A 21,899-nucleotide genomic window follows, 5' to 3' on the forward strand; every position below is an offset into this window, starting at 1 on the left:
TGAACAGATGCTTTCTCTTTTTATAAATAGAACTGGCTGTGCTTTAAAAACTAAGTATTTAAAAGTTTTCAGTTTTTCTCTCAATATTAGGATGGTAGATAATTTTCTATTGACAGAGCTCTCTCGAGTTGTATCCTTATACAAAAGGTGGTGTTCCAATTGTTAGATAATCCAATGCAATATGTGTTCAATTATGAGTTTAGAGATGTTACGGTTAAGGACTTGGTCAAGTCTAAAAAACTTGAAGCAAGTGAGGTATACGCAGATGAATTAAGCTTGGATAATATAATCAAAAGTGCAACTGTTATGGATGTAGAAGATATTGTTCCTTGGTTGCATGAAGGAGATGTTGTTTTTATTAGTAGATTCATGAAAAATTGCTTTACTAATATTTTTATTCAGCGAATTCTACTAAAAAAAGTATCGTGTGTTATAACACAAAAGAAGTTCAAAAAATATGTGACAGATGAGCAGTTTGAGTTATTGAAGAAGAACAATCTACCGATTATTTTTGTCTCAGATTCTTCATCTTGGAGTGATTTGATTGTTGCGATACAGAACTTGATTATTCAAAACCAGACCCATTATTTAGTTGAGAATCAAGAGTTTCAAAATTCCATTATAAATTATTTATCGAGTAGTAGTTCTCAAAATAGTTTATGTGATATTGTGCACAGTTTAACTGGAATAACTATCGCAATCACGAATCGTAATCTTCAGCTAGTGGATTACTCAAAAGATAATGATTGGGAATCGGACTTAGCTGGATTAACAAAAAAAGAGTTAGTCGAAAAAAAAGCAATCGGAGAAAATTTTAATGAATTGCCAATATTCGGGTTTCACTATTCAAGAGAAAGCCAAGCAGAAACACCTGATTATTTTGTTATTCCTGATCGTTTATCAAGATATGGTGCATGTTTTTATATCATCGTTAAGCACAAAGAAGAGACTTTATATTTATCTCCTCAGATTATAGGTCGAATAGAAACAGTGGAGTCAATTTACTCATTGAAGCATAGTATTATCTCAGATTTGAGAAAGTCCAATTATTATTTTAAGACGGTAGTTTTTGAAGACTTATTAGAAATGGAAGAGAGAGATGAAAAGAAACGCCATCATATCAGTTTGAATTTGAAACAAGACTTGAAAGAATATTATCACTTAATAATAATAAAAAATGCCAAAGACAATACGATTTGCAAAAATGTTGATTTATTAACAGGCTTTATTGATTATATTAAGCACAAGGGGTTTGCCGATGATGAGCTTCTACTGTTTGTTTATAAAGAGCATTGGATCATTTTGATTGATGATTCCATCCATTCTATTAAGAAGACCGGTGATACAATTTATGAGTTACTGGTTACATATTTTGAGAATGATGGATTTGTTATAGGAATCAGCAATCTACACCATTATTGGGAGTTAAAACAGGCGTTTAATGAAGCCTCATTTGCTGTTGATTATTTGGTCCATAATAGTAATTCCCAATCAACATTGCTATACAATGAGTTAGGAATAATTAAGCTTTTTACAGACCAGAATAGTCAAATCAATAGTGTTTATACTAATGAAATGTATCGAACTTTTTTGAAGCCTGTTTTAGAGTATGATAAGGAGCAGCAAACGGCATTATATGAAACCTTGGTCACATTTTTTTCCAATGACTTGTCTTTCGTAAAGACGAGTGCAACTCTGTTTATCCATGTGAATACCTTAAGGGCTCGAATAAAAACAATCGAAAAAATTTTGAATGTAGATACAAATCGAATTGATAGCCTAATGAATATACGGTTGGCAGTTCTATTGTATCAGTTTGGGTATTTTGAAAAAATAGAATAGTCATTGAAACAGGCCTTACATAAATTGTAAGGTCTTTTTTGATTTTTACTAGGCAAGTCTCCTTTGTTTGTTCATACAATTGTAAGCCTTTTCTTTTGTGTATTTAGCTAATTCATTTTTAGAGTAGATTCTTCTAAACTTAAATTGTTCATAATTATTGTTTTGTAGAACATTTGATAAAACAGCTAGGAGTGCGCAACCAAAATTAGCTTCGAAAGGGAGTATGTATAGAAGTACTTGAAAATAAGTAAGAACATTATAGAAGGGAGTGTCTAGTAGTATGGTTGACGATACAACAAAAAGTAAAAAGAAAATGAAGGGACTCAATTCCTTTGTTGTCATGTTTGTTGTAATGGTCTTTATAACGCTTTTAACATGGGTAATCCCAGGCGGGGAATACCAATTGGACAAAGCAGGCAACGCAATAGCAGGAACTTATTCTGCTTTGCCTTCAAATAAACAAGGGCTGTGGGATATTATTGTAGCCCCGATTATTGGAATGGTCGGTAATAGTGCAGTTAGTGGAGCAGTCGCCATTTCATTATACGTTATGCTTTTCGGAAGTTTTCTAGAAATGATGGATGAAACAGGAGTTATTGGGTTAGTTTTGAAGTCTGTTTCAAAGCGATTTGAAAAGCATCCTTATGTGCTTATTACCGTCTTAACATTCATTATGGCTTTTTTAGGAACAACCCAAGGTTCCTATGAAGAAGGATATGTTTACGTCTCATTGTTCCTTCCAATTTTTTTAGCACTTGGAATGGACTCTATTACTGTATTAATGATTACCGTTTTTGGGACGCAAATTGGGTGTGCGTCTTCTGTGATAAACCCTTTCTCAACCGGGATAGCGTCAGATATTGCGGGAATCTCATTTGGTAGTGGGATAATGGAAAGACTGTTGATTTTTTTCGTATTAACCGCTTTTGTTTCATTTATAATTTGCCTTTATGCGAAAAGTGTCAAAGCTCATCCAGAGCGTTCTATCCAATTTTTTAGGCGCGATGACGATTTACTTGAGTTTGGTGGAGGATCAGAAAATTCTGACAATGATCAGTCAATGAGTGGAAAGGAAAAGTCCTTAGTAGCGGTATTCATTAGCACCTTTGTCATCATGGTTTTAGCGTTATTTCCATGGACATCTATAAATGAGAATTTCACACTTTTTCAAGATATCGCAGAATGGATTAATACCACACCTATTATTAACACGATCATCGGCAGTGATGTCGTTGCATTTGGAGATTGGTACTTTGTAGAATTATGCGGCTTAATGCTCATTATGAGTATTATTTCAGGGAAGGTCGCTGGATTTTCAATTGATAAAATAATCAAGATTATTATGAAAGGTGCTGGAGCATTAATTTCAACAGCATTGATGGTTCCTATGGCAAGAGGCATACAAGTATTAATGACGCAAGGAAATATTACGGCAACAATTTTGAATGCTACAGAAAAAAGCATCGGCTCATTACCATTAATCATTTTCGTCATTTTTGCCTTTGTCATTTATCTAGTGTTTGCTTGTTTTCTTCCTAGTTCAACTGGACTTGCTGGAGCGACTATAGCAGTCATGGTTCCGTTAGGGAGTTTTGTAGGCGTTGAGCCTTTCATTATGATCATTATTTATAATTTTGCTTTAGGGATAGCGAAGATGTTTACGCCAACCTCGATTATTGTTATGACCTGTACGCAATATGCAAAGATAGACTATTTGTCTTGGGTTAGAGGTGTTTGGAAACAATTAGCCATGATTTTTGCAGTTTGTTTAGCGATTGTTTTACTTCTAGTCATCGTTACCTAAGTAATTAACTAAAGGAATATATCAATTTAAGTCAATGAACATTCATATTAAAAAATGAGTTAAACGGAGGAGAAAAAATGACAGTATCAATTAAAGGAAGACACTTTTTAGCTTTGGAGGATTTTACTCCTGAGGAGATTCGCTATTTGCTTGATCTAGCATTACAATTGAAAGAAGAGAAACATGCAGGAAAAAATCAACAGGAATTTATCGGAAAAAACTTATTGATGCTTTTTGAAATGAATTCTACTCGAACACGATGTGCTTTCGAGACCTCTGGCTGTGATCTTGGAATGGGGACGACATTTCTGTCTAATTCACATTTTGGGGAAACAGAGACGATTAAAGATTCGATGAGAGTATTTAGCAGCATGTATGATACCATCGGTTATCGTGGAGCTAAACATAGTACTTTATTGGAAATGACAAAGCACAGTACGATTCCAATTATTAATGGGTATACCGATCACCAGCATCCTACACAAATGTTGGCCGATGCGATGACTTTAGATGAAATATGGGGACGTGAAGGATACAAAGGAAAGACATTATGCTTTATTGGTAGAGGTGGAGCCGTTAATTCCTTTTCTTACGGTGTGATTTGCGCGATGCTAGGGATGAATTTCACTTATATCACTTCTTATATGGATTTAGAGGAAGCAATGGACGGCTTAACTCAGGCGCAACGTGACCTTTTCCATCAATTTGTACCAGAAGGAGAAGTATCACCTAACTGGAACACTAAAATGGATCCTAAAAAGCGCAAAATTGTGGAAGATTTATTTGCTAAGTATAGCCCAGATTGCAAATTTATTGAAACCGATAACATTGATGCAATTAAAGGTGTCGACATTATTACGACGGAAAATTGGGGGTTCTTTACCGATCCAGTTGAAACATGGTTACCTGGAATTATTCGTTTCCGACCTTATCAAGTTAATCGTGAGCTTATGGAGCGCACAGAAAATCCGAACTGTATTGCTCTTCACATGCTTCCAGCAACTCATAATATGGATCATGCCTCTGGTCAAAGGTTGCTTACTGCGGTAGATGACAAAGATTTACAAGAGTTTCTGAAGAAAGGAATGGAAGTAACGGACGAGGTCTTTGAAGAAAATGCGGCGCATATTTTTAGAGAGGCTGAAAATAGATTGCATACTATTAAAGCAGTTATTCGTGCTGTTCAATAATTTTTTATCCAAAACAAGGAGGAAGTTATGAATAATTTAGAGTATAAAGAACTAGATTATAAGGATTTTAGATTTCCGGGTGAGTTTGAACCCCAGGAAGCAGTAATCCTAGGCTGGCCAGAAATGGCTGAATGTGTTAAAGGGTACAGTCTTCATCAGGCTTTTGCACAATTAATTAAAATTATTGTTGAACAAGCTAATGATGTAACCGTTTATGTAAACTGTCCAAAAGAAGAGATGGTAACTAGTTGTAAAAAAGCTCTTGCTGAAGAAAAAGTAGACATCGAAAAAGTAAAAATTACTACGTATCCTGATGGCAGTAATTGGACAAGAGATTATGGACCAGACATGATGGTGGACGATAGAGGAAATAAGATTTTAGCTAATCCACGCTTCAATATGTATGGGCAAAGTACAATTGACAGCACTACTTCACAACTTTGTGCAAGATTTGCTCCTCATTTAGCATTAGAAATGGGGTATAGAGATTTTGTTAATTCAACATTGATTACTGAAGGCGGCGACAAAGAGTTCAATGGTAATGGTGTCCTGATGACACTAAGAGATACGGAGGTAACTAAGCGCAATCCGCATATGTCTACAGAAGAAGTGGAAAAAGAGTTAAAACGATTGTTCAATGTCAAGAAAGTTATATGGTTTGAAAAAGGTGTTTTTGATGATGAACTAACCACTTCAGGTGTTTTGGACTATGTAGATGGTGAGCCCGTTTACCGCTCTTCTTCTGCGAATGGGCATATTGACGAGTTCTGCCGATTTGTTGATACGAATACGATTATATTAGCCGAAGTTACAGATGAGGAAGCAGCAACAATGAACTCACATAGGATCACGAAAGAACGTCTAGACGCGGCGTATGAAATCCTAAATAATTCTACAGATGCTGCTGGGCAGCCATTCAAAATTTTGAGAATGCCCATCCCTGAGCCATTTTATGTTCATACAAAGAAAGGTGATTGGATTAATGACACTTGGACTTGTCGCTACAGCGAAGGCGGCGACTATTTAGATGATGGAACACCGATGCCTCACGGAGATATGGTTATGCAGCCGGCCTTAAGCTATTGCAACTTTTTAATCTTAAACAATATTGTAATTGCTCAATCCTATTGGGAGGAAGGTCGACCAGAAAGCATTAAGGAACTGGATAAACAAGCATTAGCGGTTTTACAAGAGGCCTTTCCTGATCGGAAAATCGTACCATTCGTTAGTACAGCATTAAACATTCGCGGTGGCGGCGTTCATTGTGCAACAAAGAACATACCAATCTCAGCCAAATAATTGATAAAAGCTAATATCTCAGCACAGAATCGACTGTGTTGAGATATTCATGATTAAGGAGTCCTATATATGACGAAACCTAAAATTGTAATTGCGTTAGGCGGGAATGCCCTGCAATCAAAAGAGAGTGAGGCAACTGCAGAAGCACAACTAGAAATTGTACGAGAAACTTGTGAGCATATAGCTGAAATTAGCGGCCGCGGATATGAAATGACTATTGTACACGGGAATGGACCTCAAGTTGGACGAATCATCTTAGCCAGTGAGACGGCCAAAGATGAAGTACCTCCGATGCCTTTTGATGTATGTAGTGCAATGTCACAAGGCTATATTGGGTATCATCTTCAACAAGCGCTGAAATATGCACTTAATAAACGGAATCGGAATGTTCCAGTAGTAACAGTCGCAACACAAATGATTGTAGAGCCAAATGATCCAGCGTTTCAAACACCGAATAAACCAATTGGACCATTTTATTCTAAAGAGGAAGCGACATTACTTGAAAAAGAAAAAGGGTATGATTTGAAGGAAGATGCTGGACGTGGGTGGCGTCGTGTCGTTGCTTCACCTTTGCCAAGAAAAATTGTTGAGATTGATGCAGTAAAAATGCTGTGGAACAATGCAATTGTGATTACCTGTGGCGGCGGCGGAATCCCAGTAATTGAAAAGTCAGATGGACTATTAGAAGGAGTCCCAGCTGTGATTGATAAAGATTACGCAGCTGAACTTTTAGCTGAACAAGTTGAGGCGGATTTTTTACTCATTCTTACAGAAGTAGAAAAAGTGGCAATTAATTTTAATAAGCCTAATCAAAAAAACTTAAGCAGCATGAGTCTCACAGAAGCAACCAAATATGTGGAAGAAGGCCATTTTGCAGCAGGTAGTATGTTGCCAAAAGTTCAAGCAGCAATGAAATTTGTTAGAAGTAATCCGTCAAAAAAGGCAATTATTACTTCGTTGGACAAAGTAATAGAAGCTTTAGATGGTAAAACTGGAACACATATTACATTTGCTTAGATAGTCAAATTGCTTCAAGGCTACTTATTAATCGACTTCACATAGAAATTTTACGATGAACCTGAAGGAAAATTCTGGAGAAAATGAAGAAGTTGCATGAACTGAAAAAAATTATCCCAAAAAAAGATAGGTGAATAGACGATAACACGACTTTTATGTTTTGAAGCGAATGAAGAACGAAAAGTGTTTGTTAATGAATGGGTGAAAAAAACTGGTGTTCAAGTAGATACTGTTCCTTACAAACTCACTTTGGAAACTGTAGATATGGTTCGAGGATATGATGGTGTTTCCATATCAGAAGCTGGGAAATTCGATTCTTCCATTTTTCCTCAACTAAGTAAATATGGAATTAAACACTTAGCGCAGAGAACATCTGGTTTTGAAGGGTTTGACTTGGAAGCTGCCAAGCGCAGTGGAATTATTATTACAAACGTTTCTAGCTACTCACCAGAATCTATCGCGGAGTTCACGCTTATGCTCGCACTCCAGCTAGTAAGAAGATCAAAGGATTTGGATCAACGTGTTAAAAGGTTTGATTTCAATTGGAGTCCAGAGGTAAGAGGGAAGGTAATGAAGGAACAAACAGTTGCTATTATAGGCGTTGGACGAATTGGTTATGAAGTGGCAAAATTGTTCAAGGCTTTTGGTTCGACCATCAACGGTTATGCTACGCACCGCAATAAAAATGCGAATGATCTATTTGAATACAAAGATTCAATTGAAGAAGCAATCCATAACGCAGATATAATAACTCTTCATATACCTGGAAAGGAAAAGAACCATCATTTATTTGATAAAAAAATGTTCAATAAGTTTAAACCAGGGGCTTGCTTGATTAATACTTCTCGTGGTTCATTAGTTAATACATCGGATCTAATTGAAGCATTAGATAGTGGGAGAGTTTCAGCAGCAGCTTTAGATGTCTATGAAAATGAAGCGGAATACATTCCTGGTAAACATGAAGAAATTTCAGATACTGTTTTCAAAGAATTACTAAACCATCCGAAAGTTACTTTTTATCCCCACTGCGCCTACTATACTGATGTTTCCATGCGAAATATGGTCCATTATGCGTTGGATTCGATTATAGAGGTTATTGAGACTGGCGATAGCTTTTCAAGAGTCAACTAGTCTATGATTTTAATAAAATTGACAAAATTAGTAAAGTAGTTGAATAGACAAGGCAGTAAAAAACATTAATAGAAATCTGTGACCCATTAAAACTATTAGATTTGAAACAGAGCTGATTTAGAAAGGAAATCTTCTAAATCAGCTCTGTTTTGCTGTTTTCTGTTCTAAATATTTCTCTACCCATGACAAATTTTTCCACACCGATTGTTCGTAGCCGTTGCGCTCTTTCCATAGTAATATCGCCGTCCACCCAAAGCTCCTGTTTTGGAAATGATTGTCTGGTTTTGCTAATTTTTTCACTCATTTCTTCAATAAACATTTGACCTTGTCCATCGGGTTCACTGGTCATCAATAAAAGCATGGAGGTTCTTTTAATCAGGTAGGCATATTCTATTAAAGAAGTAGTTGGTAAAAAGGCTAGACCAACCTTGATATTGTTTTGCTGACAGTAAAAAATCAGTTCAGCGAGATTTTGGCAGGATTCGGCATGAATAAAAACAGTGCAAGGTAAGTAGTCAACAAGCAGTTTCACGTATTTTTCTGGTTGAGTCACCATTAGATGGATATTAAAGGACATTGTAGTTAAATAACGTAGTTCCTGAATAGTTGCAAGACCAAAAGTAATGTTATTAACAAAATTGCCATCCTCAATGTCTAAATGAATTTCTTGAAAACCATTCGCTTCTACTTTTAATAATTCTTTTGCTAAATAGAGTTGTTTCGCAGAAGCTAAGGATGGTATAATCCTGTTCCTCATCATTACAGTTCCCCCTTTCTCTTCCTACTACCTATGATAATAATTCAAGAAATATTTTTCAGTAGTCAATTTTTAGAGAAGATTTTCAAATTTCTGCTCATTGTACGATCCACACAGCTAAATTATGCTAGTAGTGTAATAAATAACCGAAAGGAGGTAAATCAATGAAAGCGAATCAGCGTTTATTAGAACTGATCTATTTTTTCGAAACGACTCCCAAAACGTCGATCAAAGATATTGAGTCCCAGTTAAATATTCCAGAAAGTGCCGTGCGTTATGAAATTGATAATCTGAACTATTATCTTAGAATGATGGAACTACCAGAAATTCAAAAGGAAAATAATGGTCAGCTTATTTCAACTGTAGTGAATTTTGAACCTGTAAATCAATTATTAGAAGAAATCTATAGGCCTGATTCGAAAAAAAGACGAGATTATTTAACGTTCAAGTTAGTACTCGCAGGAAAAATCAATATTCAAAAGGAATCGATATTTCTAGATGTAACTAGAAATACAGTCAAATCAGATTTAAGGAGTGTCATTCAAGTTCTCGAACGTGAACAAATATACGTAAAAGAACGGAAAATCATTGCTGGAAACGAATTGGAGATGCGCCGCTTTATTTTGAACCGTTATCGAGAAAATTATTTGGTTCTCTTCTCTGAAAAGGAGAAACGACTGATCTCTAATCCCATTGAACGAAGAATTCTTGAGGATCTTGAAGATATTGATTTTGGAAAAATGGCGGCTCAAATAAAAGAGTTAGCAAAAAACTATCCATTCACTAACTTTTATGAAACATTTTTGCTAAATGTACTAGTGACCATTCATCGTAATCATTATGGTCATTCAATTCAAGAAGTTCAAAACGTCTCTCAAATTCAAGCACTTGGGGAATATATAGCTATCAGGAAACTCATGCAGAGTATCGGAGGGAGGTATAACTTTTCTGAAAGAGAGATCGCCTATTTGACGGAAATTTTAGTCAGTTATAGTGAAGAGTCAATCAATCAGAGTTACCAGAAGAATCTTTTGTCTTTCAAATTATTTGTTTCCAAACTAGTGACTAGTGTTGGTAAGGAGCTTGGGATGGAATTAACAGAAGATCCTATTCTAATGGAAGGGCTTTATCAACACGTTAAAAGCACGATTTATCGAAAGAACAACTCCTATGAGATGGATAGTGAGATTTATCAACAAGCTATTGGGAACTATCAAAGCTTATTTTCGCTTTTAGAAAAAAATATTGAGTTTTATCAGAATGAACTTAATGTTCACTTTACAAAAGAAGACATTGCTTTGTTTGTGATTCATTTCTTAGGAGGGATAAGAAGATTTCAAGAAACACATCAGCCTAATTTAAGAGTTTTACTCGTATGTCATTCAGGCTATGGAACATCAGTCCTTTTAAAAAATCTGATCGAAAAAAATTATAACGTTGAGGTGGTTGGAACTTCTTCCATCTATCAAATCAATGATTACCTTTCTCAAAACATTGATTTGATCGTGAGTACTTTATATTTTTCCTTTGAAATTAAAAAAACAGTAGAAGTTCCCATTCTGTTTATTTCGCCGTTCTTAACCTTTAATGATGATCAGAAGTTAAAAGAATTTGGAATTACTAGAAAACGGGAAAAAAATAAAATTTCTGTAAATAAATTATTGAAAGTGCTAGAGCGTCATACCACTATTTCTAATTCCTTAAGTTTGAAAAAGGACTTATTAGCTGCTTTTCCAGAGAATCTACAAGAGGAGCGAAAAGAATCTAGTCTGTTTGATGGCCTCAAAGATGAAGACATTACTTTCGTTCAAGAAATAGAGGATTGGCAAACGGGATTGTCCATGTGCAGCCAATCGCTGGAACAAAACCAAGTTGTGAAAAAGAGTTATTTGGAGGGAATATCACAATCCGTTAATTTATATGGTGCCCATTTTGTTATTCGGAATCAAATTGCGATTCCTCACGGCAGTGAGAAAAGTGGAGTTTTAAAATCAGGTATCCATATTCTTTATGTGAAAAATCCAGTTATTTTTCCAAATGAATTACCAGTAAGACTGATATTCTTTATTGCTTCGAAAGAAAAAGAGCTATTAATAAATACAGTGATGACTATCAATGCTATTTCTCATGATAAAAAGTTTTATCAAAAATTAGACCACGCAATTGAAAAAGCAGAATCCTTATCTGATTTCTTCAAAGAGTGGCTCGATGGAGTGTGATAAGATGCTTAACCAAGATTTTGTTTATTTTGACGAAGAATACAAATCAGCCCGGGATTTACTCTCACAAATTGCCAAGGATTTGTATAAAAAAGGCTACGTTAAAGAAACGTATGAACAGTCTATTATTTCTAGAGAAGAGAAGTACCCTACAGGTTTGAAGTTAGCAGGCTTGAATATCGCAATCTGTCATACAGAACCTAAAGATGCTGTTAAAAATACCTTGTTTTTAGTAAAACCAGCTCAGCCCGTATTTTTTAAGAATGCTGAGACATTAGAAATACTGCCGGTGGATTTGGTCATTGGTTTGGTATTCAGTGATGGGAAAATCCATTTAAAGAATCTTTCTTTTTTAGCTCAGTTATTTACCAATCAACAATTCATTCAGGAAATTAAGCAGGCGGCTTCAAAGAGAGAACTGATAACGACCTTTTCTCATTTTGCGCAGATAGGAGGAGAGCAATGGAGCGATTGAAGCAGTTGATTATGGAATTATCCGATTTACCAGGAAATGTTGGTTACGAAGATCAAGTCATTCAGTATTTGCTAGACAGTTTAGGCGAGGAAAAGCAGGTTTCTCTCGATATATTAGGAAACTTGACCGTTCACTTAACGCCAAAAAACATAGGAAAACAAAGAGTTATGCTTTTTGGACATATGGATGAGGTTGGCATGATGGTCAATCATATCGACAAAAATGGATTTATCTACTGTGAGAAACTGGGTTCATTGAATCCTACTTGCCTTGCAGGTTTAAAACTCGAGTTACATGGGGAGAAAGGATCAGTCAATGGGGTCGTGGGAGTAAAGTCTCATCATTTGGCAAAACAAAAAGAGGGAAAGATTCCAGAGAATGCTCGGGACTACTATTTGGATGTTGGGGCTTTAAGTAGGGACGAAGTATTAGATGCAGGGATTGACATAGGTTCTCCGGTCACTTTCAAGCCACAATTCTTGCAATTATATGGAAACTGCATCGCAAACAAGGCGATGGATGACCGTGCGTTGTTAGGAATTTTACTCTATTTGACTGAGAATTTAGCCATTGAGAAATTGGACGTAGACTTATATCTAGTATTTAGCGTTCAAGAGGAATTCAACACTCGCGGGATTATGCCGACTGTTAGAGAGATTCATCCAGATATTGTTATTGGTTTAGATGTTACTCCGGCAACTGACACACCGGATTTATCCGGATTATCTGAGATTAAGTTAGGAAAAGGTCCCGCATTAACTTTCATGAATCATCATAGCCGCGGCACATTAGCAGGCATTGTTCCGAATAAACGATTTTTGACCTATTTAGAAACTATGGGGGAAAGAGCTGGTATACCGATTCAGAGAGAAGTAGCCACAGGGATTTTGACTGAGACAGCTTATATCGCCATTGAAAATAATCAAACTGTTGTAGCGAATATTTCATTGCCTACTCGATATACACATTCGCCTGTTGAAGTTATCCATTTGGAAGATGCACTAGGAATTTATCAATTGTTGGCAGAATTTCTACTTTCTTTAGATGGCACTCAAAAGTTTGGAAAAAATAGTGATTTTGAAAGGAATGATAATAAATGAAAAAAGTGATTGTAGCCTGTGGAACTGGTATGGCGACTTCTTCCATGATCGCGGAGAAAGTCAGACAGGTTCTAGAGGACAACGAGGTGGAGTACACGCTTTCTCAAGCACAATTAAGTGAGTTAGACATGTACAAAGAAGCAGATTTATTTGTAACGGCGATGCGGATCGAAGAAGATTACGGAGTACCGATGGTTGTTGGCACGCCTTTCTTGGTAGGAATCGGGGAAGCTGAAGCAGCTGCGAAGATTATTGAAATTCTAAAAAATTGATTTGATAAGGAGGAAGATTGATGGAAGCAATACTCGATTATATTTTATCACTAGGCTCGACAGTATTTGTTCCAATTGTTCTGTTCATTATTGGTCTAATATTTGGTTTAGGTTTTTTCAAGTCTATCAAATCAGGGATTACTGTAGGTGTTGGATTTATTGGTTTCAATTTAGCAGTTGGACTTATTTCCAGTTTTTTGTCGCCAGCTGTCAATTTAATTGTGGAGCGATTTGGATTTAATCTAACGGTTATTGACTTAGGATCTGGTGCAGGTGCTGGCGTTGCTTTTTCAACAGTAGTCGGTGCGTTAATTATCCCAGCGGTTTTCATTTTAAACGTAATCCTTTTGGCTATTGGTGCCACTAAAACGATGAACATTGATATTTTCAATTATTCTCATTACGCCTTTACTGGAGCAGTCGTCCATACTGTGACAGGAAATTTGGTTTTAGGGATGGGAGTAGCCTTAGTGCAAGCCACATGGTCATTATTATCTGCCGATTACACAGCAAAAAGAGTCCAAAATGAGTTAGGAGTTGAAAGTATTTCAATTCCTCAGGGCTATGCAGCAAGCAGTGTTCCGTTATTCGTAATTCTAGATAAGATTTACAGTAAAATTCCTTTTCTCCAAAACTCAACTTTGGATATTAAAGGCTTACAGAAAAAAGTCGGATTTATGGGAGATCCAGTGATAATCGGTGGAATATTGGGTATCATTTTAAGTTTATTGTCTGGTTATGGCTTTAAAGATGGTGCGAACCTTGTAATGGGTGTCTGCGGAATTATGGTACTGTTTCCGAGAATGATCAAAATTATCGTGGAAGGTCTGATGCCTCTATCGGAAGCCGCAAAGGGATTTTTTGCAAAGCATTTCTCTGGAAAAGAAGTATACATCGGACTCGATTCCGCAGTTACCTTGGGACATCCTACTACTATGATTATTGGAACAATACTGATTCCTATTACGTTGATACTAGCAGCAATTTTACCAGGAAATCGTGTGTTGCCTTTAGCTGATTTAGCTTTTGCTGCGTTCTTTATCTGTATGGCGACTATTATCCATAAAGGAAATATCCTAAAAACCTTAATTAGTGGTGTCATTAATATGACAGGTATTTTATACATTGCAACATGGATTTCACCTTATTTTACAAAACTAGCGGAAAAAGGCGGCGTGTCAGAATCCGGTGATAAGGTCAGTGCCTTATGGGCAGGGAATGTCTTTGATTTTGTTATCGCAAACATTGGATTTTTGGGTTATCTTGGCTTGGCCATTTTAATTATAGCAACTTGTTTTATAACGATTTTTGTAAAAAGAAATGCTTTAAAAGATTAAACATCAGGAGGGAACAACATGACTTGGTTAAAAGAAAAATTAGGTACAGAAAAGGCAATTATTGCAATGTGTCATTTCGATGCGTTGCCGGGGGATCCTCATTTTAATGAGGAAGGTGGTATGGAAAGAGTGATTGAGCATGCCAAAGCTGATTTTTTAGCGCTTCAAGAAGGCGGCGTTGACGCAGTAATGTTTTCTAATGAGTTTTCTTTACCTTATTTAACAGATGTTCGGACAGAGACAGTAGCCGCAATGGCACGAATCATTGGAGAGCTGAAACCATTAATTAATATACCATTTGGAGTAAATGTTTTATGGGATGCTAAAAAATCGTTAGACTTAGCAAAAGCCGTGGATGCTGTTTTTGTAAGAGAGATTTTTACTGGGGTATATGGGTCAGATTTTGGCTTATGGAACACAAATGTCGGAGATACTGTTCGACATCAAAAACAAATTGGCGCTCAAAACGTGAAACTTCTTTTTAATATCGTTCCGGAGGCTGCTACTTATCTTGGTGATCGTGACATTACAAGTGTTGCCAAATCAACTGTTTTCAATAATCGTCCAGACGCACTTTGTGTCTCAGGTTTGACAGCTGGAACAGAGACAGACGCTAATACTCTAAAGGTTGTCAAAGATGTTGTTCCCAATACTGTTGTTTTCGCCAACACTGGTGTCAGACTGAACAATGTTGAAGAACAATTAAAGATCGCTGATGGTGCTGTTGTTGGTACTACGTTTAAGAAAGATGGCGTCTTCGAAAATCATGTTGATCAGGCACGTGTGAAGGAATTTATGGATAAGGTCAAAGCGTTTCGTGAGCAGTCCCATTCATGAGCAAACCAACTGTGATCCATCGTTATAAGTTTGTGATTGATTTTGATGGTACGATTTCAATTAATGATAGTACGACAATGCTGGCTGAAATGTATATTCCTGATCTACATCAGAAATATTTAAGGGAGATTCGAAATGGAAATATTTCTGTAAGGAAATATATAAAAGAACAATTAGAAGCAATTAGGATTACCAGAGAAGAGTACATTCGTACATTACGAAACGAGATGCAGATTGACTTGACCTTCAAAAATTTTCTGATAAAGAATTGGGATTTTATGATTGTAAGTGCGGGCACTCTACAAAATGTTTTTTACTCATTAGAAGCAAAAGGGATAGATATCTCACAAAAACAAATTATTTCAAATCATTTGACTTTCAATGGTGAAGAATTGAAAGTGGAGGCACCGCGCCAATATGATGATCAGGAAAATGGTATTAATAAGGCTGAAGTCATCAGGAACTATCAGCGACAAGGATATCAAGTTGTTTTTATAGGTGACAGTATTTCAGATTTTGAAGGTGCTAAAGTTTCGGATATTGTGTATGCCAAAAAGAGCCAGAAATTAGCGAAGTACCTCAAAGCACAAAATATTCCTTTTATTGAGTATCAAAATTTTGACGAAATTGTTCGTCATTTTCAACGATATTTAGTTGGTATGAAGTAAATGATAGTTCTATAAAATCCAAGCAGCTTCTTTGGATTTTGTAGGACTATCTTTTTTGGGGGAATCTGTATTGAAGACATGCTTTGTTTGACTATGGGATATAAATAGAAGATCGTCTTTAAATGATGAGAGTGCTTATGATTTCAGCCCACTAGTTCGCAGATGTTTTTGAATAGCTTTTTGTTGAATCATTACACAAATATTTCTCTCCTAGAGTTTATTTCTTCTTTAATAATTATAGTAAATAAAAAATAGCTACATTCTATATTGAAAACCCCTGTCACTTCAATTAGAATTTAATTATCATACGCTATTATGATAATTAAAAATGGAAAAGAGGGTACTCGTTTTGCTAGAATTTTTTAAACAGCTTTCGCTAATCAAGCGGATCGTCATAGGGATTATCGTTGGGGGAATATTAGGTGTTTTTCTTCCTCAATGGAGCTTTATTGCGATCCTAGGCAGTTTGTTTGTTGGCGCGTTAAAAGGGATTGCGCCACTATTGGTATTTGTGTTGATCATGTCTTCGGTATCGAAACATCAAGCGGAAACGCAAACGTTCATTAAGCCAATCATTTCTTTGTACTTATTTACCACTTTATTAGCAGCAACTGTTGCTGTATTGGCTAGTTATATTTTCCCGCTAACTATTTCGTTACAAGAGGTTTCGGGTTCTCAAGAAGCGCCCAAAGCTCTGATCGATGTATTGACGACTATTTTGAATAATATTGTTCAAAATCCGTTACAGGCAATGATTGATGGTAATTATTTAGGGGTTCTATTTTGGTCCGCTTTAATTGGTTTTGCACTACGTACACGGAAAAATTCGGTAAAAGAAGTCATTGACGAATTTTCTCAAGCAATTACTGGGGTAGTCCAGTTAGTTATTGCGATGGCACCATTTGGTATCGCGGGTCTTGTTTTTGATTCGGTCGCATCAACTGGTTTGTCCGGTTTAGCGCAATACGGCCGTCTTTTGCTTCTATTAGTAGGTACAATGTTGGTTGTAGATTTGATTATTTATCCTTTAGTCGCTTTTGTGATCATTAGACAAAATCCATATCCGCTCGTTTGGTTCTGCTTAAAAGAAAGTGCGATTCCAGCATTTTTCACTCGAAGCTCTGCAGCCAATATCCCAATCAATATGATGTTGGCTAAACGCTTAGGTTTAACAAAAGAATCGTATTCTATTTCGTTACCACTAGGTGCAACCATCAATATGGGGGGAGCAGCGATTACTATCTCTATAATGACCTTAGCGACTGTTCATACTTTAGGAATCGCTGTTCCTTTTAGTTTGACCTTAATGCTATGTGTATTGTCAGCCTTAGCTGCTTGTGGAGCTTCAGGAATTGCCGGCGGGTCGTTATTATTAATCCCATTAGCCTGCAGTCTCTTTGGAATTTCCAACGATATTGCTATGCAAGTTGTTGGTGTTGGCTTCATTATCGGGGTAGTTCAAGATTCTGTTGAGACAGCAGTGAACTCATCCAACGATTTATTTTTCACGGCTATTGGTGAATTTTCAGATCTGCGCAAACGTGGAGAAAAAATTAATCTAAAGGAACGCTTGGCAGAGAAATAAAGAACGTTGATTCAGTTCTCAAGAAATGAATGAAATAGGAGTGTACAGAAGATGTACACTCCTATTTTTTCTATAATAGAGAAAGTTATTCGCTTTTTTTATCTGGGCGCATAATTGGAAACAGCACAGAATCTCTTAGATTTTTGGTTCCAGTGATTACTTGAATTAATCGATCTATGCCCATACCCCAACCAGAAATCGGGGGCATACCGTGACGCATAGCAGTAAGGTAATCAGTATCCATTACCATGGCTTCTTGATCTCCCTCTTTATTTAATTTCGCCTGTTGCTCAAGTCTTCGTTCTTGTTCTGTAGGATCAACAAGTTCAGAGTAGCCGTTAATAATTTCAGCACCGTTAATAATTAATTGAAAACGGTCTGTAATTTGCGGATTTTCGTCATTTGCTCGAGCTAGTGGTGATAGCTCAATAGGATGCTCTGTTAAAAAGGTTGGTTGAATAATCCGTGGACGACTTACTTTTTTATAGAGCAAATCAATTAGGTTTCCTTTTCCCATTGAGTCTAAGTCATCCGTGCTATTGAGCTCAATGTTGTTTCTTTTAATTTCTTTCAATAGGCTTTTTGCTGTATCGAACTGATTTATGTCTATTCCACAATCTTTGATAAGCAGCTCTCGAAAGGTCACAATCGGCCATTCGCCATCAAATTCTATAAGACGTTCATTTATGGAAATCTGTGTTTTACCATAAACCTCTTTGATTACTGAAACGAGCATTTCTTGTAAAAATTTCATATTGTCTAAATAGTTATAATATGCGCAATAAGCCTCTAACATAGTAAAATCCTGCAAATGAGTAGCGTCCATACCCTCATTGCGAAAACAACGGGCAAATTCAAATACTTTGGTAAATCCGCCTACAATGGCCCTTTTTAAATAAGTTTCAGGAGCTATACGCAAAAAAACATCAATATCTAAAGCATTATGGTGTGATACAAAAGGCTTAGCCAAAGCACCAGAAGGCTTATTGGTCAAAACAGGTGTCTCAATTTCAATATATTGCTCATTCTCTAAATAGCGTCTAATAGCTTGAATGATTTTCGTTCGCAACAAGAAACGCTCCTTGGCTTCTTTATTCATGATTAAATCAAGATATCGTTGACGATAAATAATCTCAGAATTCTGCAACCCATGAAATTTTTCCGGTAGTGGAAGGTAGCTCTTGCCTAAAAAAGTATACTCTTTTACTCTTAACGTTTTTTCTCCTGTTTTAGTTGTAAAAATGGCGCCCTCTAATCCGATAAAATCACCAGTATCAATTATTTGATGAAAATGGTTGTAGCTTTCCTCGCCAACCTCATCTTTTTTGATAGCTGCTTGAACTTCACCATCAATGTCAGAGATACGGAAAAAAGTTAGTTTTCCTATTTTTCGAACAGCGGTTATTCTACCAGCAATCTTTACATCAGTTGTCCCGTCCTCTAGAGAGGCAACTTTACAAATCTTTTCATTAGCTTCGTATCTGTCAGGATAAGGATTTTTTATCTCCTTTAGCTTTGCTATTCTCACTTCTTCTAATGACAAATTATCCATATTGATTCCTCCTTAAAATAAAAAAAGCCTTCATCCATAAAAGGACGAAAGCTTTTGTTTCGTGGTACCATCTTTTTTCATCTATACCTCTCGGCACAAATCTCTGCAAGTACGGGTAAATTACCGATACTCTGATGCTATAATGGGCATTCCCATCGCAGCCTCAATACTTAAAAGTATAATCGGTGCGCCGCTCCGAGTCTTTTCAGTAAGCTTATTTTGTACCTTCTTTCAGCAACCGAAGGCTCTCTGTAACAAAAGTTGAAGCAAACATTCTCTCTTCATAGCGTTTCATTTCTTTTAAGTATGTTCACATGAAGTCAGTAAAAAGTCAACCGCTCAAAAAAAGATATTTATCTGTGAAGCTATGAAACAAGAGCAAAAGAGATATCGATTGCCCGTGGTAATCAACGACATAAGGAGATTTGAAATACCTATAAGAAATCTTTTCCTGCTGTTTTTGGAGAGGGAATTGAGAAACGAGGGGACTTATTTGCATCATTAAAAAACTTTTAAATGTTTTTATAAAAAGCTTTTTAAGGGTAAGTAAAAGTATTTTCTATAGAAGATTATGACCACGAGAGGGAGGAGGCACCTTCGATTATCAATGATTATCTATGTTGCCTATTCATTTTACGTATAAGAATTTCAAACTGTCTGAGGATTGATCAAAAATCATCCTTGATTAACGATAGGAGAGATAAGAAAAAATCAACGATCAACTTAGTAGATCGTTGTATCTTTTCAAAAGCTGCTGATAGTGAGCATACAGCAATGTAAAGCGATTATTACTTTTTTCATCCCAAGGCTTTGGCTTGCCGCAATAATGCAGAACAACGGTATTTTTGGCTACCCAGTGAGAGTTATGTTTGCCGAGGCTTTTTGTGAGATAGACATTAGATTTTCTAGTATCGTAATTCCATATTTCTTCAGGGATCTCTTTGATATATTTTCCATAAAGGAAGTTTAGAATGTCTTGATCAGGAAGTAATAGGTAATCGCCGAATTCATGAATCGTCTTGAAAATATCTTCTAGCTGGACGATTTCACGAACTTTTTCCATATCCATAAGCATCACGCCAGAGTTATAGTAGCCATGATCCGTACCCAAACGAATATTATTGAAGCCTTCTGTCAAGTTAGTTAACCCAGCATGAGTCGCTGCTCCTAGCATGTTGCCATTCAAATCAAAATCCCATAAGGAGTTTAAAGGATTAATGATTAAGGTGTCAGGGTCCAAATACACTACCTTTTTGACAGTATTCGGCAATAATTTACCGCTGGCTAGACGAAAATACATTTCTTTTGGATAACGTTCTACAGTAGGGGCATTAGAGAATAATTCCATAGGGACCTTAATTTCATGGAACGTCATTTTCCATTGGGCCAATAGACGATTAAGCTGTTGTAGTTTACTATCAGGTATCCGCTCATGTATCAACCAAATAGTAAAGTCTTGAGCGGGATTATTGACGTGTAGTGAGGTAAGCATGATATGCAGCGGCTCCAAGTAATTTTCATCTAAAGTAATTAAGATATCTATCGTTTCAGCCATAGTGCAGCGTCCTTTCGAAAATATAGATTATTTTTTGGGAAATAAAAAAGGAATGTTTTCCTCTATGACAATAGTCAAGTGGCGAAACCGACTACTTAGGAGGTACATTCCCTACGAACAAATTTACCATAGAAACAAGGCTCGCTTTAGCCTGAAAAAAAGATTTGAATAAAACTTTATGTTTTTGTCTTGAACAAATTTTCTTACATGAATAAATAGGTCAGAGTGAACGCTCGTGTATTAATGGAATAGTTGCACCAAACGATACACGAGCTTTTTAAATTGCTGGGTTGATGCCTCTAGTTATTCAAATACGACATCCAAAATTTTCAGGGAATAGACCATCAGATGGAAGTTTCTGATTTTGTCATGAATAATCGAATCCTCCATAATCGTGTAAAAAGCTTCTTTCAGCTCATCGATGTTTAGAGAGTCAGTTTTTCTACGTATTTTTTGAAAGAATAGCTCCATCTTAGCGTTAAGAATAGTGAAAATTTGCGCTTTTAATGGCATAAAGTGATTCAAGTCGATCCCATGATTCATTTGAAAGAGCAGCTTTATTCTTTTCTGCTGCTCCACAGAACTCGTCATTTCAATCAGGTTATCAGTTAAACGGGTCAAATCTTCTTTTGATTCAATCGAAGGAATGATCGCTTCTAGTTCAGTAATAAACGTGTGATTAGCCGAGTGTAGTAAATCGACCTGGTTCTTGTAGTGCTGATAGAATCTTTTTTTACTGACCTTAGACGCTGCAAGCAGCTCATTTAAGGGGATTGTCAGGTAATGTTTATCCTCAATCAGTTTTTTTGCTCCATGCATCAATTGATTTTCTAAGTTGTTTTTTATTGTATTTGCGGATACTGTAAATTGCATTGTTTTTATCACTCCGATCCTTTGTTAAGTGGTTCCAATATCACTGCTACCTGAGAAGAATTTTCAATATTTCTCTTTTTTGAAAGCCGATAACCATCATTGACGATCACTGAGAACTCGCCTTTTTCTTTTAAAACCAATTTCATTAGCTTTGAAATATAGTTTTGTTTAAGATTCCCGTTAATGATCAGCTTTCCTTTGGCTTGCTTTAAATGCTCTTTGATCTTTTTAATAGAAAAATGACTATTTTTGTGGAATTCTTTAAAGGTAAGAAAGCTTTTTATATTTTTGGGTTTACTGCCTAATAAGATATCTGTTTCAACAATAGGCTGTTTTACTAAATTTTGACGTTGGGCAATGTATTTTCGAATTTTATTGATCATAGT

19 protein-coding genes are annotated in these 21,899 nt (G+C 36.2%); 14 read left to right on the plus strand and 5 right to left on the minus strand.

What is annotated here, in order from left to right:
- The first annotated feature begins 159 nt into the window (after positions 1 to 159).
- From JZO85_RS06145 to JZO85_RS06170, 6 genes are all read left to right on the plus strand, one after another.
- Positions 160 to 1,842 (plus strand): helix-turn-helix domain-containing protein, encoded by a 1,683-nt coding sequence (locus JZO85_RS06145; RefSeq protein WP_207107623.1) that lies wholly within the window; start codon positions 160 to 162, stop codon positions 1,840 to 1,842.
- Between the two features lie 280 nt (positions 1,843 to 2,122).
- Entirely contained in the window at positions 2,123 to 3,646 is a 1,524-nt protein-coding gene (locus JZO85_RS06150; protein WP_207107624.1) for a YfcC family protein, read from the plus strand.
- A 77-nt stretch (positions 3,647 to 3,723) separates the two neighbouring features.
- On the plus strand, positions 3,724 to 4,836 hold the full coding sequence (locus JZO85_RS06155; RefSeq protein WP_207107625.1) for a Rossmann-fold NAD(P)-binding domain-containing protein: 1,113 nt from the start codon (positions 3,724 to 3,726) through the stop codon (positions 4,834 to 4,836).
- A 27-nt stretch (positions 4,837 to 4,863) separates the two neighbouring features.
- Complete coding sequence (locus JZO85_RS06160; RefSeq protein WP_207107626.1) at positions 4,864 to 6,135, plus strand: agmatine deiminase family protein; 1,272 nt, start codon at positions 4,864 to 4,866, stop codon at positions 6,133 to 6,135.
- Positions 6,136 to 6,204: 69 nt separating this feature from the next.
- Positions 6,205 to 7,152, plus strand: a complete 948-nt coding sequence (gene arcC / locus JZO85_RS06165) for a carbamate kinase (protein WP_207107627.1) — start codon at positions 6,205 to 6,207, stop codon at positions 7,150 to 7,152.
- Between the two features lie 141 nt (positions 7,153 to 7,293).
- Positions 7,294 to 8,283, plus strand: a complete 990-nt coding sequence (locus tag JZO85_RS06170; protein WP_347401786.1) for a D-2-hydroxyacid dehydrogenase — start codon at positions 7,294 to 7,296, stop codon at positions 8,281 to 8,283.
- A 133-nt stretch (positions 8,284 to 8,416) separates the two neighbouring features.
- Here the strand turns inward: JZO85_RS06170 and JZO85_RS06175 are convergent, their stop codons facing one another.
- Positions 8,417 to 9,043, minus strand: a complete 627-nt coding sequence (locus JZO85_RS06175; protein WP_207107629.1) for a ribulose-phosphate 3-epimerase — start codon at positions 9,041 to 9,043, stop codon at positions 8,417 to 8,419.
- Positions 9,044 to 9,204: 161 nt separating this feature from the next.
- Here JZO85_RS06175 and JZO85_RS06180 point away from each other — a divergent pair, with 161 nt between their 5' ends.
- The 8 genes from JZO85_RS06180 (at position 9,205) to sstT (ending at position 17,533) form a co-directional block, all read left to right on the plus strand.
- On the plus strand, positions 9,205 to 11,259 hold the full coding sequence (locus tag JZO85_RS06180) for a PTS sugar transporter subunit IIA (RefSeq protein WP_207107630.1): 2,055 nt from the start codon (positions 9,205 to 9,207) through the stop codon (positions 11,257 to 11,259).
- A gap of 4 nt (positions 11,260 to 11,263) precedes the next feature.
- Positions 11,264 to 11,734 carry a PTS sugar transporter subunit IIA gene (locus JZO85_RS06185; protein WP_207107631.1) on the plus strand — a complete coding sequence of 157 codons (471 nt, stop codon included), beginning with the start codon at positions 11,264 to 11,266 and terminating at the stop codon, positions 11,732 to 11,734.
- Positions 11,722 to 12,834 (plus strand): M42 family metallopeptidase, encoded by a 1,113-nt coding sequence (locus JZO85_RS06190; RefSeq protein ID WP_207107632.1) that lies wholly within the window; start codon positions 11,722 to 11,724, stop codon positions 12,832 to 12,834. Before JZO85_RS06185 ends, JZO85_RS06190 begins: the two co-directional genes overlap by 13 nt.
- On the plus strand, positions 12,831 to 13,106 hold the full coding sequence (locus tag JZO85_RS06195; protein WP_207107633.1) for a PTS sugar transporter subunit IIB: 276 nt from the start codon (positions 12,831 to 12,833) through the stop codon (positions 13,104 to 13,106). Before JZO85_RS06190 ends, JZO85_RS06195 begins: the two co-directional genes overlap by 4 nt.
- A gap of 20 nt (positions 13,107 to 13,126) precedes the next feature.
- Entirely contained in the window at positions 13,127 to 14,443 is a 1,317-nt protein-coding gene (locus JZO85_RS06200; protein ID WP_207107634.1) for a PTS galactitol transporter subunit IIC, read from the plus strand.
- An 18-nt stretch (positions 14,444 to 14,461) separates the two neighbouring features.
- A complete protein-coding gene (locus JZO85_RS06205; protein ID WP_207107635.1) occupies positions 14,462 to 15,280 on the plus strand; it encodes a BtpA/SgcQ family protein in 819 nt (272 codons plus the stop codon).
- The gene (locus tag JZO85_RS06210; RefSeq protein WP_207107636.1) at positions 15,277 to 15,948 is read left to right on the plus strand and encodes an HAD-IB family phosphatase; all 672 of its coding nucleotides are present in this window, start codon (positions 15,277 to 15,279) and stop codon (positions 15,946 to 15,948) included. The genes JZO85_RS06205 and JZO85_RS06210 overlap by 4 nt, the downstream gene beginning before the upstream one ends.
- A gap of 349 nt (positions 15,949 to 16,297) precedes the next feature.
- Positions 16,298 to 17,533 carry a serine/threonine transporter SstT gene (sstT, locus tag JZO85_RS06215; RefSeq protein WP_207107637.1) on the plus strand — a complete coding sequence of 412 codons (1,236 nt, stop codon included), beginning with the start codon at positions 16,298 to 16,300 and terminating at the stop codon, positions 17,531 to 17,533.
- A gap of 85 nt (positions 17,534 to 17,618) precedes the next feature.
- On the opposite strand, the gene lysS is transcribed toward sstT, so the two are convergent.
- The 4 genes from lysS to JZO85_RS06235 all read right to left on the minus strand — a co-directional run bounded on the left by lysS (position 17,619) and on the right by JZO85_RS06235 (position 21,896).
- Positions 17,619 to 19,085 (minus strand): lysine--tRNA ligase, encoded by a 1,467-nt coding sequence (lysS, locus tag JZO85_RS06220; protein WP_207107638.1) that lies wholly within the window; start codon positions 19,083 to 19,085, stop codon positions 17,619 to 17,621.
- A gap of 718 nt (positions 19,086 to 19,803) precedes the next feature.
- The gene (locus JZO85_RS06225; protein WP_207107639.1) at positions 19,804 to 20,640 is read right to left on the minus strand and encodes a glycosyltransferase family 8 protein; all 837 of its coding nucleotides are present in this window, start codon (positions 20,638 to 20,640) and stop codon (positions 19,804 to 19,806) included.
- A gap of 303 nt (positions 20,641 to 20,943) precedes the next feature.
- The gene (locus tag JZO85_RS06230; protein ID WP_207107640.1) at positions 20,944 to 21,513 is read right to left on the minus strand and encodes a hypothetical protein; all 570 of its coding nucleotides are present in this window, start codon (positions 21,511 to 21,513) and stop codon (positions 20,944 to 20,946) included.
- 8 nt (positions 21,514 to 21,521) lie between these two features.
- Entirely contained in the window at positions 21,522 to 21,896 is a 375-nt protein-coding gene (locus JZO85_RS06235) for a DUF1694 domain-containing protein (RefSeq protein ID WP_207107641.1), read from the minus strand.
- Between the last annotated feature and the right edge of the window lie 3 nt (positions 21,897 to 21,899).

This window comes from Candidatus Enterococcus murrayae (assembly GCF_017315985.1).
GTDB classification, from domain to species: domain Bacteria; phylum Bacillota; class Bacilli; order Lactobacillales; family Enterococcaceae; genus Enterococcus_A; species Enterococcus_A murrayae.